Raw genomic sequence first — 13,766 nt, 5'->3', positions numbered from 1 at the left:
CCCCTTCTCTTTACTCTGTTCCTTTTAAGATTTCCTTAATTAAATATCGGGGCCTATTCTTGGTTTCGCGAAATATCGCTCCGATATAAAGTCCTATGAAGCCAAGCATAATGATCTGAGTCCCTCCTAACAGAAGGATTGCCGACATAATGGCGGGCCAACCCGGCAAATACCAACCCATTAATTTTTGAACTAGCACAACAGAGATATAACAGAGCGAAACAAGAGACAGGAGAAAGCCTATTAACAACATGACTTTCAAGGGTGCATCAGAGAAAGAGATGAGTGCTCTGTCCAACCAATAGTAGATGACTTTCTTACTCAACACTGGCATTTTTGTGTTTTGCCTGCCATCAAGGCGAGCCTCTCTTTCATAGAAAACTTGCACTTGTTTGTAACCAACCCAACTTACTAATCCCCGTATATAGGGCTTATCTTCTTTTAGCTCCAATAACCGGTCAACCACACATCGCGATAGCAATTTAAAATCACCTGAATCGACAGGAAGTTCTATTTCAGAAATCGAATTAATTAATCGATATCCCATCTTCGTTACAAACATTTTTAATGGATGTTCGCCCTCACGGCGAGTACGGGTGGTATAAACAACGCCAATATCAGGTTCTGCTTGCCATGCTTTTACCATTTTTGGAATGACTTCAGGAGGATCTTGTAAATCTGCATCCATGTAAATTACAGCATCCCCTTTTGCTTGTGTCATTCCGGCCATAACACATTCTGAAACACCAAAATTACGAGTCATATTAATAAGGACAATATCACCTTGCGCGAGTTCAGCTCGCAAAATCGCTTCTGAATGGTCACTTGAATGATCATTTACAAAAATCAGTTCATAAGAACCAATAGATTGTTCCGCTATCATCTGAGAGAAAACTGCACGTAAGCGTCTTAACAACTCAGGTAAGACCTTTTCCTCGTTATAAAAGGATAAAATTACCGATATCTTTTCATTACACTTCTGGGTGGTCATCCAATCTACTCCGCTTTTTGGTTTTTTTCATTTTTTTATACACAAAAAGAACCAGAAAAAGAATTACAACAGCTTCCACAACAAACCAGGAACTTCCATTCGAATCCACTATCTTGGGAATAGAATCCCCTGTAATCACAAGTAATAGTTGAAGCGGTAACATGAAAAGAATTACGTACACCGCGTACAACGTGAATTCAATTTTAGTCAGGCCAAAAAGATACCCTAAAACGGACCCAGGGACAACTGGATTCAACTGCGCAGAGGCTACAAATTTCCAACCATGTACTTTTGTTTTTTCAAGAAACCAATCGGTTTGGGGATAGCGCTTACTTAAAAATTGGTAAACTCTATTTTTAAAAAAAACTCTGGATAAACCAAAGGTAAAACAAGATGACAGAAAAGCGCCTAAAACGGAAATAATGAGACCTAACCACTTACCCCAAAGCACACCAGCGATTACTGTCATAGGAGAGCATGGAATTAAACAAGTGGCAAAAAGTATGTGTAAAAGAACATAGATAACAGGAGATGTGAATGGATGTAGTGCTAAATAGTGTTGTATCCACTCAAATATCCCTGCCATACTTCACCTTTTTAAATTTTACTCATTCAACAAATAGTGTACATACTGGAGTAATGAGTTAAAAACTGGAATTTGTGAATACTTTTGCAAGATTGCATCACCCGACATTTGTGAAAGTACCAGTACGGGCATCGCCCCGGCGGCCTTTGCCGCTTCTATATCCGAAATTTTGTCTCCAACAAAAGATACCTTATTCAAGGTACAATCGAACTGCCTAGCTAGCGCATGCAACATTCCCGGATTAGGTTTGCGACAGAGACAACCATCAGTAGGCAAGTGATGACAATATTCAATGGCATCTATCTCACCACCAGCAGCGCGCACATGATAGAGCATTTTTTCATGTATTGCACGAAGTTCTTGAAGCCCATAATAACCCCGTGCTAAGCCAGATTGATTAGTTGCAATTCCTATACGGTATCCTGCTTTTGTTAATCGAGCGATGGCTTCGACGCTTCCCGGCAGAAAAATAAATTCGCTGGCTGAGCGGATGTAATTGGGCGAATCTTGATTAATAACACCATCTCTATCGAGTAGAATTACTTTACTCATCAGTTAAAATCATGATATGAACGATGTGGCTATGATAATTTAATTTGGACATCATTCAAATGGAGTTTCTATCAGATAATTAAATTCTATCTAATACTTGAGATAGTTAGCATAGTTAAATAAAATCAGGAAGCTTTGATGCAGCCATGGTTTCTGAATTACTATTGATCTATGTTGACGTATGGTACTTTAGCTTGGCAATAAAAGATTGATAAATTCCGGCAGACGATTATCACCTATTTAAGGAGTTATTAAAGTGAGTAGCCCCAAAATTTATGTTGCAGGACATCGAGGAATGGTAGGTTCGGCCATTGTGCGAAGATTGCTAAATGCTGGCTATGACAATTTGATAATGCGTTCCCATGCAGAGCTGGATCTTACTCACCAGGAGAAAGTGTCTGAATTTATTTCCCATGAAAAACCTGACTATATTTTTTTAGCAGCGGCTAAAGTAGGGGGTATTCATGCAAATAATACTTATCGAGCCGAATTTATCTATCAAAACTTGATGCTGCAGACCAATATTATAAACGCGGCATGGAAAGCAGGAATTCAACGCTTATTATTTCTTGGCTCTAGTTGTATTTATCCACGCGAATGCCCTCAACCCATCAAAGAAGAGTATTTGCTTACTAGCGCCTTGGAGCAAACGAATGAACCTTATGCTATTGCAAAAATAGCAGGGCTTAAAATGTGCGAAAACTACAATCGCCAATACGGCACAAACTATGTCAGTGCTATGCCTACTAACCTGTACGGACCCAATGATAATTATGATCTCAATAATAGCCATGTCTTACCAGCGCTGATTAGAAAATGCCATGAAGCCAAATTACGAGGGGACAAGCAACTTGTCGTTTGGGGATCAGGTAAGCCAATGCGAGAATTGCTATATGTGGATGATCTTGCTGATGCGTGTGTGTTTTTAATGGAACAAGGAATTACAGACGGCGTTTACAACATTGGCACTGGAAAAGAGAACAGTATCCGCGAAATAGCTGAAACCGTTATGGATGTCGTTGGTTTCAAAGGTGAAATTCATTTTGATCTCACAAAGCCCGATGGCACGCCTCGGAAGTGCTTGAATGTAGAACGAATGAAAAATTTAGGATGGGTTGCGAAAACTGAGTTGCGCCAAGGGATTATACAAGCCTACCAAGATTTTTTAGCCAATCAACAAATTAAATTAGGAGCCGTCACTCTGGCCTAAGTCTATACCGTATTGGCCTTGTGATTCCTGAAGCAGTCTATCTTTGAAGGCTATCCCGGAAGCTCAACTCTTTCTTTTTAACTCCTCCAGCATGGCTTCAACGAAGCCATAACCATATCTTGGCACATTATAGTCAACCATTTGTAAGATGACTAAATGACTATTTAGTGCATCTTTAATAACCCTTTCTTGAATTTGTTTAGCCGATTTCGATGAGGGGTGATTATCCACTATGCTTTTTTGCCGTGTCATAAAATAACTCGACAATATGAGTTTTGAATAAATTTTTGCTTGATCCAACGCATAAGTAATTTGATCCATAAAACTGTCACCCACCATAAGCACTTTGGGCTTGAAAGGAGTGGATGAAATTGCGCTAGGAGAAGGATAGGGACTCGGTTTATTCAAGTGGGCTTTCGATAAGAGATTAAGTAAAAGTAGACCATCGACATCCACCCATTGAGGTTCTTTGTAAGTTGGGTTGCCGCAATCTATTTGCGTTATATCAGGCATCGTTTTTTTCACTTCTTGTAGAAGTGTTTTTGCTACGACGCAACCTGCATAATAATTCCAATGCAATCCCGAATTGGGATGAGTTTCAATTGAAGTTTCTTCATTAAATTGCCTTAAAAGCGGAGCAGAATCAACCACATTCACCCCTAATACCTCTAGTTCATGGCCTAAATTTGCAGTTTTAGAGTAAATATCACCGTGAGGATAAGCTAAAAAATTTTTCCCCAAATCTTGGGCATGCACGTAAGCCTTGGAGCTACTGATGACCACTTGTAATCTTATCCCTTTTGCCTCAAGTAACTGCTGCAGCTCTTTAAGTTTTTTAGCCAAACTAATATAGTTTTGTGTCAATTTCTCGCGGTTAATATACTCATCATTTAAGCTATTAATGGACATGGTACTGTAAAGCCCATGCTGCGTTGTCGAATAGATGCTCATTCGTGGCGCCTCGGAAAATACACGAAACGTGAGTTCATTGAATACTTTTATGAGAAAAGCTCTAAATCCTACGTGCTCGTTGAATTGCTCTTCCCAGTGCTGTTGTGAAGTTCTTTTAAACCAACTTAATTTTTCTCCTTCAGCCAAACTCGCTTTAGGTTCCACGTAGCCATAAAGCAATCCTTCCTGGGTAAATTGAAAAAAATATTGCAAGGCAGGCAAAGCTAATAATCCCACAAACACAGCACCATAAAAGAGTGTCAAAATTTTTCTCATAATTAAAATCTAAAATATAAAAAGGGTGTATGACTGGCACTTAACATGGCCATAACCGACAACGATAACAATAACAAAGTTATCAAAAAAACTATCGATGCTAGGGAACCGCTGTTTTCAAGAGCGGCCTCTCCTCCAGAATAACTGAACTGAAGCGTCTGTTTTTTACCCGGTAAATGAAGGAAAGCAATCATTGCACCTACAATTAGACAGGCTAAACCACGATGTCCTATTACTATCCCCCATGGCTGGCTTAATACCTCGCCGTGAGAAAATCCTAGCATACGGCTAATAAAATCAAAAGCATAGGAAATATCGGGTGAACGGAATAGAACCCAACCAAATAAAACAATCACCATAGTCGCTGAAAAACGGAATAGTGAAGGCAGATAATCTTTAAAGGAGGGAAATAATTCGGAAATGTATTTCTCTATACATAAGAAGAACCCGTAATAGGCTCCCCATGCCAGAAAAGTCCAATTAGCACCATGCCATAATCCAGAAATCAGAAAGACAATCCATAAGTTTAAAAAAGTTCTAACTTTTGAAGCCCTATTACCGCCTAGCGGGATATATAAGTAAAGTCTCATCCAATTTGACAAACTGATATGCCATCTACGCCAAAATTCGGTAATGCTCTTCGCTATATAAGGCCGATTAAAATTTTCCGGGAATTTAAACCCCATCAGATAGCCAAGACCTATCGCCATATCAGAATAGCCTGAAAAATCAAAATAGATTTGTAGCATATAAGCAAATGATCCGGCCCAGGCATATGAAGACGATAGCTCACTCATTGGCAAAGAGAAAATTTTATCGGCTATCAGGCCAAGCTGATCAGCGATAAGAAGTTTTTTTGCGAGTCCTACACAAAAACGAAAACACCCCATTAAAAAAAAGGAACTGGTATAAACTCGTTTATGGATTTGAGAGCCAATATCATGATAACGAATGATGGGTCCAGCAATGAGTTGCGGGAATAAAAAAATGTACAAAGCGCAATCTAGGAAATTTCTTGGGGGATTTGCCCGCCCTTGATAGCTATCGACAAGGTAACTTATTTTATGAAATGTAATAAAGGAAATTCCTAATAACAAAGGCCCAGTGGACTCGGGCGGCGTGCCTTTATATAGGTTTAGAGGAAGCAGGATTTCTTTGATAAGAAAACCAGTGTATTTAAAAAGAACTAAGGCGAGAACATTAATACTTATCCCCAAAAATAACAGCAGTTTCTTTTTTGCTAAAGGTAAAGTAGAGGTCTCGGCTACTGCTCTAGACAATACGTAATCAATAAAAACAAGCATTAATAACAAAAAAACATAAACAGGCTCACCCCATGAAAAAAATAAAATGGAAGCGATTAACGCCACAAAATTCCGACTTTGCCCTTTGGAAGGTGTGAAATAATAAATCAGCAAAAATAATGGTAGAAATAAGAATAAAAAGACAGGAGTGGTGAAGAGCATAGCTTGTCCTTAGATGTCTATCTTGGCTTTTTTATAAATCAAACGACTGTCATTGCAAAAATGCACAACCCATCACAGGGATATAAGAAAAAGCCAACAATCCTTCCTAATTTTTATGCATGAAGCACATCATTTATTGTGGCTCCTGAAAGAATCCCTTTTCGCCACGCATTTATTTGCCCTCGTGTTATCTCGCGTGCCTCTTTAGGGTTAGCATAAAAATCACGATACCAGGCGGCTGTTTGAGCAATAACTTGTCGCGTATCCCACACAGGGTGCCATTTAAGCAGATTTCTCGCAATAGTACTATCTAATGCCAGTGCATTGGCTTCGGGAAGGGGGTTTTGCATGTAATTCAATTCAGGACGCTGCCAATGTTGACTCATAAGTTCAAGCACATCTCTTACAGAATACGCTTGCGGATCCTGTGGGCCAAGATTCCAAGCACGCGTGTAAGAGGTCGGATTTTCAGAAATTAAACCAGCTAGAAGCATAAGATAGCCATGAACCAATGCCAAAACATGTTGCCAAGGGCGAGTTGCCTGCGGATAGCGTAAAGTCAATGGCGTATTGTTTATTGCCGCACGCACAAAATCGGGAATTAGCCTATCTTCTGACCAGTCTCCTCCTCCAATAATATTTCCTCCTCTGGCAGTCGCAATGGCAGGCCCCTTATTCTCTTGCCATGGATAAGAAGCTGCATAACTTTGAATAACCATTTCAGCAGCGGCTTTAGAAGCACTGTAAGGGTCTTTTCCACCTAAAGGGTCTTCTTCCCGATAAGGCCATAGCCATTCATTATTCTTATACACTTTATCGGTAGTGATGCATAATAGGGCACGTACACTTTTGACGGAGCGAGCCGCTTCCAGGACATGTGCGGTACCTTGCGCATTGACAGCAAAGGTACGAACTGGATCTTGATAGGAGCGGCGGACTAAAGGCTGTGCTGCGAGATGCAAAATGATTTCAGGCTGAAAATTTTCCACTGCAGTAAGAAAGCTTGGATAGTCACAGATATCACCAAATGTGGTTGGTACTGAGTCTGCCAATTCCAAAGCGGTAAATAAAGAAGGATTGGTATCCGGTGGTAAAGAATAACCTGCAATTTCAGCACCAATGGATTGTAACCATAAGCAGGCCCACCCTCCTGTAAATCCAGTATGTCCTGTTAGGAGTATTTTCTTGCTGGCCAGTGACCGTTCAAAAGTCAACGAACTCGTCATTAGAACTCCATCTTATTTGCAAAGATTAATCAAATCCCTATTTACTTACCCTTAATTGAGTGATAAAAAGAGCCGAACTGATTTATGGTTCGGATAGTACGACACATAAATGAGTAATGCAATTTTTGTTAAGTCTTTATTTTTATCTGACCAACCTGAATAAAAAACTGCGACAAAACTGCTAAAACTCGCCTACTGACGGGTATAAGGCGTCATTAACCAGCTGGAGCGCAGTATTAGGCAATATGCCATAACAACAAAAATAGAGACTAGGGAGAGTACATGTATTTGATTCCTACAATTCTATGCGGTGGTGAAGGGACGCGTCTTTGGCCTGTTTCACGCGAATTACATCCCAAACCGTTTATTCGTCTAGAGGATGGACATAGCCTGTTGCAAAAAACGTTTTTACGCTGTGCACAACTACCAGGAATCGAAGAGATACTCACGGTAACAAATCGCGAATTATTTTTTAAAATTGAAGACGAATACCACGAAATTAATTGCACTGACATTTCAACTTCATTTATTTTAGAACCCTTTAAACGCAACACAGCAGCAGCCATCACTGCTGCCTCACTACAAACTGCTAGAAATCACGGCGCAGAAGCATTGATGCTGGTATTAGGAGCCGATCATTTAATCAGCGATCAAGATGACTTTCAGCAGGCCATTTCTGATGCACTTATTCCCGCCACTGAAGGAAAATTGGTTGTACTCGGAATTAAGCCTGAGGATGTGAATACACATCATGAGTATATCGAAATTGAGGCTGACAAAGTCCTGCGCTTTATAAAAAACCCCACTTTAGAGCAAGCCTCAGCGTATTTATCGGCAAAGCATTTTTTATGGAATTCAGGCATCTATTTATTTAAAGCTGGAACATTTTTGCAATTCATGGAAAAATACTGGCCAAATATTGTATCAGCAGTTAATGCTTCCATGGACCAATCACAGCAAGTTGAAGGAAAAGATTTTACTCGGCTTGAACTTGAACCTCACAGTTTCTCTGCTGTTCCTGAAAAAAGTATAGAAGATATCATGACGGAAAACCTAGCTCAGGTCAGTGTTATTCCTTGCAACCTTCGTTGGAGAGCAATAGGTTCATGGAGTTCTTTCAGCGAGCTGGTAGCCGCAGATGCACAAGGCAACTGCATAGAAGCTGAGGCATTATTGCATGAAGTGACTAATTGTTATATTCAAAGTGATAGTCGCCTCGTTGGTGCTGTTGGTGTTAAAGATCTGGTGATTATCGACACACCAGATGCTTTACTGGTTGCCAATAAATATTACACCCAAGATATTGAACACATTTATACTCAGTTGAAAATCCAAGGGCACGATGCCCATAAGCTGCATCGCACTGTACATCGTCCATGGGGAAGCTACACGATTTTAGAAGAGGGTGCTAGTTTTAAAATAAAGCGAATCAAGGTTAAGCCGGGTGCAAGTTTGAGCCTGCAGATGCATCATCATCGCAGTGAGCACTGGATTGTTGTCAGCGGAATGGCAAAAGTTGTTAATGGCGAAGAGGCTTTTTTTGTAAATACAAACGAATCCACTTACATTCCTGCAGGCAATAAGCATCGATTGGAAAATCCAGGAGTTATCGATTTAATCATAATCGAGGTACAAAGCGGCGAATATCTTGGTGAGGATGATATAATCCGTTTCCAAGACAAATATGGGCGGGTGTAAAATATACTCGGAAATAGCGATGAAAATTCTACAGTTCCGAAAGAAAAGTATATAATTCCCGAAACTTGAAATGATTCACAAGGAAAAAAATGAAAAAAGCGTTAATTTTAGGCGTTACAGGACAAGATGGCACTTATCTTGCTGAATTGTTGCTGGAAAAAAATTATATTGTACATGGTATCAAACGCCGCGCCTCTTTATTTAATACCGATCGAATTGATCATTTATATCAAGATCCGCACACCGCTAATCGCAATTTTATCCTGCATCATGGCGATTTGACTGATTCAACTAATCTCATTCGCATTATTCAAGAAGTTCAACCTGATGAAATATACAATTTGGCTGCCATGAGTCACGTAGCAGTCAGCTTCGAAACGCCTGAATACACTGCCAATGCCGACGGTATTGGTACTCTACGGATATTAGAAGCAATAAGGCTCCTTGGGCTTGAGAAAAAAACACGATTCTATCAAGCATCCACCTCCGAACTTTATGGCTTAGTACGAGAAGTCCCACAAAAAGAGACAACTCCGTTTTATCCTCGCAGCCCTTATGCAGTCGCTAAGTTATATGCCTATTGGATCACAGTTAACTATCGTGAAGCTTATGGGATTTATGCTTGTAACGGTATCTTATTTAATCATGAAAGCCCGCTTCGTGGAGAGACGTTCGTCACACGAAAAATCACGCGTGCTTTGGCAAGAATTAAGCTTGGTTTACAAGAATGCCTCTATCTTGGCAATCTTGATGCGCTACGGGATTGGGGCCATGCGCGCGATTATGTCGAAATGCAATGGCTTATGCTGCAGCAAGAGGAGCCAGAAGACTTTGTCATTGCCACAGGCGAGCAATACAGTGTACGCGAATTCCTTGAGACAGCTGCTGCAGAAATTGATCTCAAGATCACTTGGAAAGGTCAAGGCGTGGATGAAGTAGGGATGGATCAACAAGGAAGAGTGATCGTTCGTGTAGACCCTCGTTATTTTCGTCCCTCAGAAGTGGCCACTTTACTGGGTGATGCCACCAAAGCAAGAGAAAAGCTCGGCTGGGTACCGAAAACCAGTTTTAAATCGCTGGTTACAGAAATGATGCAAGGGGATTTAAACGCTGCAAAACGTGATGAGCTCATTAAACGTCATGGATTTGCGGCTTATGACTACCATGAATAAAAATCTCGCGTCCGATCAGCCGCTGATTACTATTGCTGTGCCTTCTTTCAACCAAGGATGCTTTCTTGATAAGGCACTCACTTCCATTTTTATGCAAGAAATTCCTGTCGAGGTCTACGTTCTCGACGGCGGCTCTACCGATAACTCTGTTGAGGTGATCCGCAAGTGGGAAGATCGGTTGGCAGGCTGGCGAAGCCATCCTGATCGCGGCCAATCGGCAGCAATTAATGAGGGGATTGCAAAAGGTAAAGGCAATTTCGTCTGTTGGTTAAACAGCGACGATTGGCTACTTCCGGGAAGTTTAGCAAGCCTTATAGAAACGATGAACGCTTATCCTTCTGCTCCCGCCGTGTATGGAAAAGCTTGGAATTTTCTTGAGACAGAAAAGACTTCTCAAGCAGTCTGGGTTGAGCCTTTTAGTCCTCGTCGGCTTGCCTTGCGCTGTATCATTGCTCAACCTGCTACTCTCATCCGGCGCTCTGCTTGGGAGGCGGTCGGTGGATTGGATGAAAGCTTGCATATGGCGATGGATTATGACTTATGGTGGCGATTATTTAAGACCTTTGGCCCTTTACAGCTATTGGATGAATTTGTAGCAGTGAATCGAGAACACGCTCAGACAAAAACAAAAAATAATCGACATCTGCATTATCAAGAAGCAATTAAAATTATAAAAAAGCACAATGGGCATGTGCCTTTAAAATGGTGGCTAGCGCAGCCTTATAAGGTATGGTTTAAATCCATTATTAAATAACAAAGACGTAATCGCTCCTTCTTCTCCCGCAGACAAGTACGGGATCCAGAAATAAAGAGAGCGTGAGCTATTACACAAAGACTATAAAATGATTGTAAAGGAGTAGAAGTGGAAAAAAATTACCATCAGATCATTCTGCGTACACAAGCCATTTTTATTCTCACCTTAAGCATCGCCGTATTGGCTGTTTTTGCCTTAGTTCATCTGCTCAACCTTTTCCCTCAAAACACGCCTGTCAATATTGACCTATTTATGAGTGATTTTCGCCCTGCGGTTATCCCCGAGCCTGTTGAGCGCAATACTTTTCTTATTTTGGTCACCTTGTTACCGATAGTTGCTTTATTCCTGGCTAAGTATCAAGAGTATTTTGATAAAGTCATTAATCAGCACCTTTTTTCCTATGTCATTCCCTTATTGATTGCATTTCTTTTATTTTATCCTTTACTCGACTCTGATTTTTTGCAACTGATTATCTTCAATAAGAAATTTTTTATGCAAAAGCAGTCAACTATATTACTTGTCAGTCTTGGATTGTCAGTACTTTGGTGCCTTAGAATCCGTAATCAACCACCGGTGGAATCCTCTTCAAGAGTAAAAATCGCCACTTGGATCATCTTCAGTGTTGCTATGTTGATTCAATTATTTTCGTGGCGAGTAACCAACATTAATTCGGTAACCAATTCTGGTGAATGGGTTGTCCATGCGGATGCAGCTTTGTATGGCTTAAGCCAAGTATTGGCAGGAAAAACCTTATTAGCAGACTTACCCACTCAATATGGGTTGTATCCGGAACTCATTGCACCCATTTTTAAGTTTGTCGGTGCAGGTCTTTTAAATGTAACCTTATTCTTTGCTGTTCTACAGATTATTTCACTGATGGGGTTATTCTATGTATTATCCAAGTTGGTTAAAAACCCAACCTTATTAACTCTAGGTGGCCTCAGCCTTCTTTTGGTGACTTTTGATAGTATTATTCATTTTACTGGATGGCACGACCGTTATTTTCAGTATTGGCCTATTCGTTTTTTTTGGCCGGCATTATCTGTTCTTGCTTTTTATTATTTCTGCCGTAACAAAACATACCTACGAGCTGCCCTCGTTTCTTTAGTCAGTGCTATTGGGATATTTTGGAATACGGATACAGGCTTATTTATATTTTTAGCTTTCCCTGCGTTTCTTATCGCCCAACTTTGTGTCTTATGCCTCAAAAGCAATGCAAACCGCACAGGTTACGTTAAACAATACTTAGGGACTATTGGATTACACGTCATTATTGCAATAGCAGTCATTGGTTTTTTATTGGGCATGATGTGGTATAAAGCACAACAACCCTTGAATTTGGAATGGCAATTTGCTTACCAGAAGCTTTTCTACACCATGGGATTTGCGATGTTACCTCTACCCCGTCAAATTCATCCGTGGATGTCCGTTTTGGCTATCTATTTGCTAGGGATAATTCTGACATTAACTCTCTGGTTCAAGCGCGCAGAAGAAAGCATTCGTGCAGAGATCATTTTATATCTGTGTTTACTTGGTGTAGGCATTTTTGTTTATTACGAAGGTCGGTCGCATGTAAATAATTTAGTTAATGTGTGTTGGCCTGCTATTTTAGTCATCACGATTACTGCAGACTCTGTTCTTAAAGGGGTCCAAGAGCGTCGCTTACCATTCGCTCAAATTGCCTTGCCTGTTGTTGCCGTTAGTTTCTTACTAATCTGTAGTGTTAAGTTTGCTGCCCAAATACCCCGAATGACACGCGATCTGTTTCATCAATACAGCTCACGGAATACCAGTAATTGTGTCTCCATTCCTGATGAACTTGCTTTTATTAAAAAGCATGCCCATTCAAAGCGCGAGTGCTTGATTCTTGCGCAAAGACAAGGTATCTACCATTTGGAAACAGGGCTAGGCTCTCCACTTAAAGGCCCGGGCCTTGCCGAAATTATTCTGGAATCGGATCGAAACAACCTGATATCCCTGGTCGAAGAAGGAAAATTCGATTGTATCTTCCTAGGAATAGGATTTAGCAGTCCTATGTACATTCCTTTTGATATAAAGAAAGTGGATAAACTTTACGATACGGTAGCAGAGAACTCTTGGCATACAATGCGCTATCTCACACGTAAGCCCCAAGGTTAACAGAATCTGCCCGCGGTATCCGTTAGACTGAGGATGAGGTGCTTAGGGCAAACGCATCTCATTTTTGAACATCAATCTTCTCTTTGCTCCTTCCCGCGCTTTATGCGCGGGATTCAATACATTCCAATGGATTGTACTCTGGATTCCGGAACATAAATTTTTGGTTTTGAAGTAGAAATCTAACCCATACAATTCATCTAAACGAATATTATCCAGTCGAAAAGGCTATGCTATGCTCTTTGTGACTGAGAGACGACCATAAAATGTGACCATCTCTTTAGCCGTACAGCACGATAGTAGTCAAATAAATTTCAATTCCAGTGACCTTTACACGACCTGCCACAAAATCATTATTCTTCGTTAAATTCAAGCTTTTTCAAAATTTACCGATATTAAAATGGGGGTTAACCAGGAGACCATGATGAAAAAAATGGCAAAGTTTAATGTCGGCGATTGCGTTATTCATATTAATTTAGGGTATCGCGCCGTTATCATCGATGTCGACCCTCTTTTTCAAGCATCAGGCCGCTATAACCCCCAAGCACATAAACATGAATTTGCCACTCGCAATCCCTGGTATCGTTTACTGGTGGATGGCAGCAATCAAATGACTTATGTCGAGGAGTGTTTTCTAAAAACTGATCCCAGTCGACTTGGAATTGATAATCCGCAAATTAGGCAATACCTTAATGAACACCAAGGTAAATATCAGGCTATCACACGTCGCCATTAAATCTAAATTTAA

The 13,766-nt window shown here is 40.5% G+C and carries 12 protein-coding genes; 6 read left to right on the top strand and 6 right to left on the bottom strand.

What is annotated here, in order from left to right; translation table 11 throughout:
* Nucleotides 1–10 precede the first annotated feature (10 nt).
* Genes B5D33_RS06440 through gmhB form a run of 3 tightly spaced genes read right to left on the bottom strand, consistent with a single transcriptional unit; the run spans nucleotide 11 to nucleotide 2,129 of the window.
* On the bottom strand, nucleotides 11–991 hold the full coding sequence (locus tag B5D33_RS06440) for a glycosyltransferase family 2 protein (protein WP_058453679.1): 981 nt from the start codon (nucleotides 989–991) through the stop codon (nucleotides 11–13).
* On the bottom strand, nucleotides 972–1,577 hold the full coding sequence (locus B5D33_RS06435) for a TVP38/TMEM64 family protein (RefSeq protein WP_058453678.1): 606 nt from the start codon (nucleotides 1,575–1,577) through the stop codon (nucleotides 972–974). The genes B5D33_RS06440 and B5D33_RS06435 overlap by 20 nt, the downstream gene beginning before the upstream one ends.
* An 18-nt stretch (nucleotides 1,578–1,595) precedes the next feature.
* Nucleotides 1,596–2,129, bottom strand: coding sequence for a D-glycero-beta-D-manno-heptose 1,7-bisphosphate 7-phosphatase (gene gmhB, locus B5D33_RS06430; protein ID WP_058453677.1), 534 nt, complete (start codon nucleotides 2,127–2,129; stop codon nucleotides 1,596–1,598).
* A 256-nt stretch (nucleotides 2,130–2,385) separates the two neighbouring features.
* On the opposite strand from gmhB, the gene B5D33_RS06425 reads away from it, so the two are divergent.
* Nucleotides 2,386–3,339, top strand: a complete 954-nt coding sequence (locus tag B5D33_RS06425) for a GDP-L-fucose synthase family protein (protein ID WP_411550300.1) — start codon at nucleotides 2,386–2,388, stop codon at nucleotides 3,337–3,339.
* 63 nt (nucleotides 3,340–3,402) lie between these two features.
* Here B5D33_RS06425 and B5D33_RS06420 read toward each other — a convergent pair whose 3' ends face one another.
* The 3 genes from B5D33_RS06420 to rfbG form a co-directional block, all read right to left on the bottom strand.
* Nucleotides 3,403–4,566 (bottom strand): alginate O-acetyltransferase AlgX-related protein, encoded by a 1,164-nt coding sequence (locus B5D33_RS06420; protein ID WP_058453676.1) that lies wholly within the window; start codon nucleotides 4,564–4,566, stop codon nucleotides 3,403–3,405.
* Between the two features lie 2 nt (nucleotides 4,567–4,568).
* Entirely contained in the window at nucleotides 4,569–6,032 is a 1,464-nt protein-coding gene (locus B5D33_RS06415; protein ID WP_058453675.1) for an MBOAT family O-acyltransferase, read from the bottom strand.
* Nucleotides 6,033–6,145: 113 nt separating this feature from the next.
* Nucleotides 6,146–7,258: a CDP-glucose 4,6-dehydratase gene (gene rfbG / locus B5D33_RS06410; RefSeq protein ID WP_058453674.1), complete on the bottom strand. Its 1,113-nt coding sequence runs from the start codon at nucleotides 7,256–7,258 to the stop codon at nucleotides 6,146–6,148.
* Nucleotides 7,259–7,540: 282 nt separating this feature from the next.
* Here rfbG and B5D33_RS06405 point away from each other — a divergent pair, with 282 nt between their 5' ends.
* The 5 genes from B5D33_RS06405 (at nucleotide 7,541) to hspQ (ending at nucleotide 13,754) form a co-directional block, all read left to right on the top strand.
* Nucleotides 7,541–8,956 carry a mannose-1-phosphate guanylyltransferase/mannose-6-phosphate isomerase gene (locus tag B5D33_RS06405; protein WP_058453673.1) on the top strand — a complete coding sequence of 472 codons (1,416 nt, stop codon included), beginning with the start codon at nucleotides 7,541–7,543 and terminating at the stop codon, nucleotides 8,954–8,956.
* An 89-nt stretch (nucleotides 8,957–9,045) separates the two neighbouring features.
* Nucleotides 9,046–10,128: a GDP-mannose 4,6-dehydratase gene (gene gmd / locus B5D33_RS06400; protein WP_058453672.1), complete on the top strand. Its 1,083-nt coding sequence runs from the start codon at nucleotides 9,046–9,048 to the stop codon at nucleotides 10,126–10,128.
* Nucleotides 10,121–10,882 carry a glycosyltransferase family 2 protein gene (locus B5D33_RS06395; protein WP_058453821.1) on the top strand — a complete coding sequence of 254 codons (762 nt, stop codon included), beginning with the start codon at nucleotides 10,121–10,123 and terminating at the stop codon, nucleotides 10,880–10,882. The genes gmd and B5D33_RS06395 overlap by 8 nt, the downstream gene beginning before the upstream one ends.
* A gap of 108 nt (nucleotides 10,883–10,990) precedes the next feature.
* Nucleotides 10,991–13,021 carry a hypothetical protein gene (locus tag B5D33_RS06390; protein WP_058453671.1) on the top strand — a complete coding sequence of 677 codons (2,031 nt, stop codon included), beginning with the start codon at nucleotides 10,991–10,993 and terminating at the stop codon, nucleotides 13,019–13,021.
* Nucleotides 13,022–13,442: 421 nt separating this feature from the next.
* Entirely contained in the window at nucleotides 13,443–13,754 is a 312-nt protein-coding gene (hspQ, locus tag B5D33_RS06385) for a heat shock protein HspQ (protein ID WP_058453670.1), read from the top strand.
* Nucleotides 13,755–13,766 lie beyond the last annotated feature (12 nt).

The sequence above is a fragment of the Legionella maceachernii genome (assembly GCF_900167045.1).
GTDB lineage: Bacteria > Pseudomonadota > Gammaproteobacteria > Legionellales > Legionellaceae > Tatlockia > Tatlockia maceachernii.
The sequence above is the reverse complement of the archived record's forward strand: the minus strand, read 5'-3'. Positions and strand labels throughout refer to the sequence as shown.

Coding starts and splice junctions, on each gene's coding strand:
- B5D33_RS06420 (WP_058453676.1), bottom strand. CDS start 4,566: ATGAGAAAAATTTTGACACTCTTTTATGGTGCTGTGTTTGTGGGATTA.
- rfbG (WP_058453674.1), bottom strand. CDS start 7,258: ATGACGAGTTCGTTGACTTTTGAACGGTCACTGGCCAGCAAGAAAATA.
- hspQ (WP_058453670.1), top strand. CDS start 13,443: ATGAAAAAAATGGCAAAGTTTAATGTCGGCGATTGCGTTATTCATATT.
- gmd (WP_058453672.1), top strand. CDS start 9,046: ATGAAAAAAGCGTTAATTTTAGGCGTTACAGGACAAGATGGCACTTAT.
- B5D33_RS06440 (WP_058453679.1), bottom strand. CDS start 991: ATGACCACCCAGAAGTGTAATGAAAAGATATCGGTAATTTTATCCTTT.
- B5D33_RS06405 (WP_058453673.1), top strand. CDS start 7,541: ATGTATTTGATTCCTACAATTCTATGCGGTGGTGAAGGGACGCGTCTT.
- B5D33_RS06395 (WP_058453821.1), top strand. CDS start 10,121: ATGAATAAAAATCTCGCGTCCGATCAGCCGCTGATTACTATTGCTGTG.
- B5D33_RS06435 (WP_058453678.1), bottom strand. CDS start 1,577: ATGGCAGGGATATTTGAGTGGATACAACACTATTTAGCACTACATCCA.
- B5D33_RS06415 (WP_058453675.1), bottom strand. CDS start 6,032: ATGCTCTTCACCACTCCTGTCTTTTTATTCTTATTTCTACCATTATTT.
- gmhB (WP_058453677.1), bottom strand. CDS start 2,129: ATGAGTAAAGTAATTCTACTCGATAGAGATGGTGTTATTAATCAAGAT.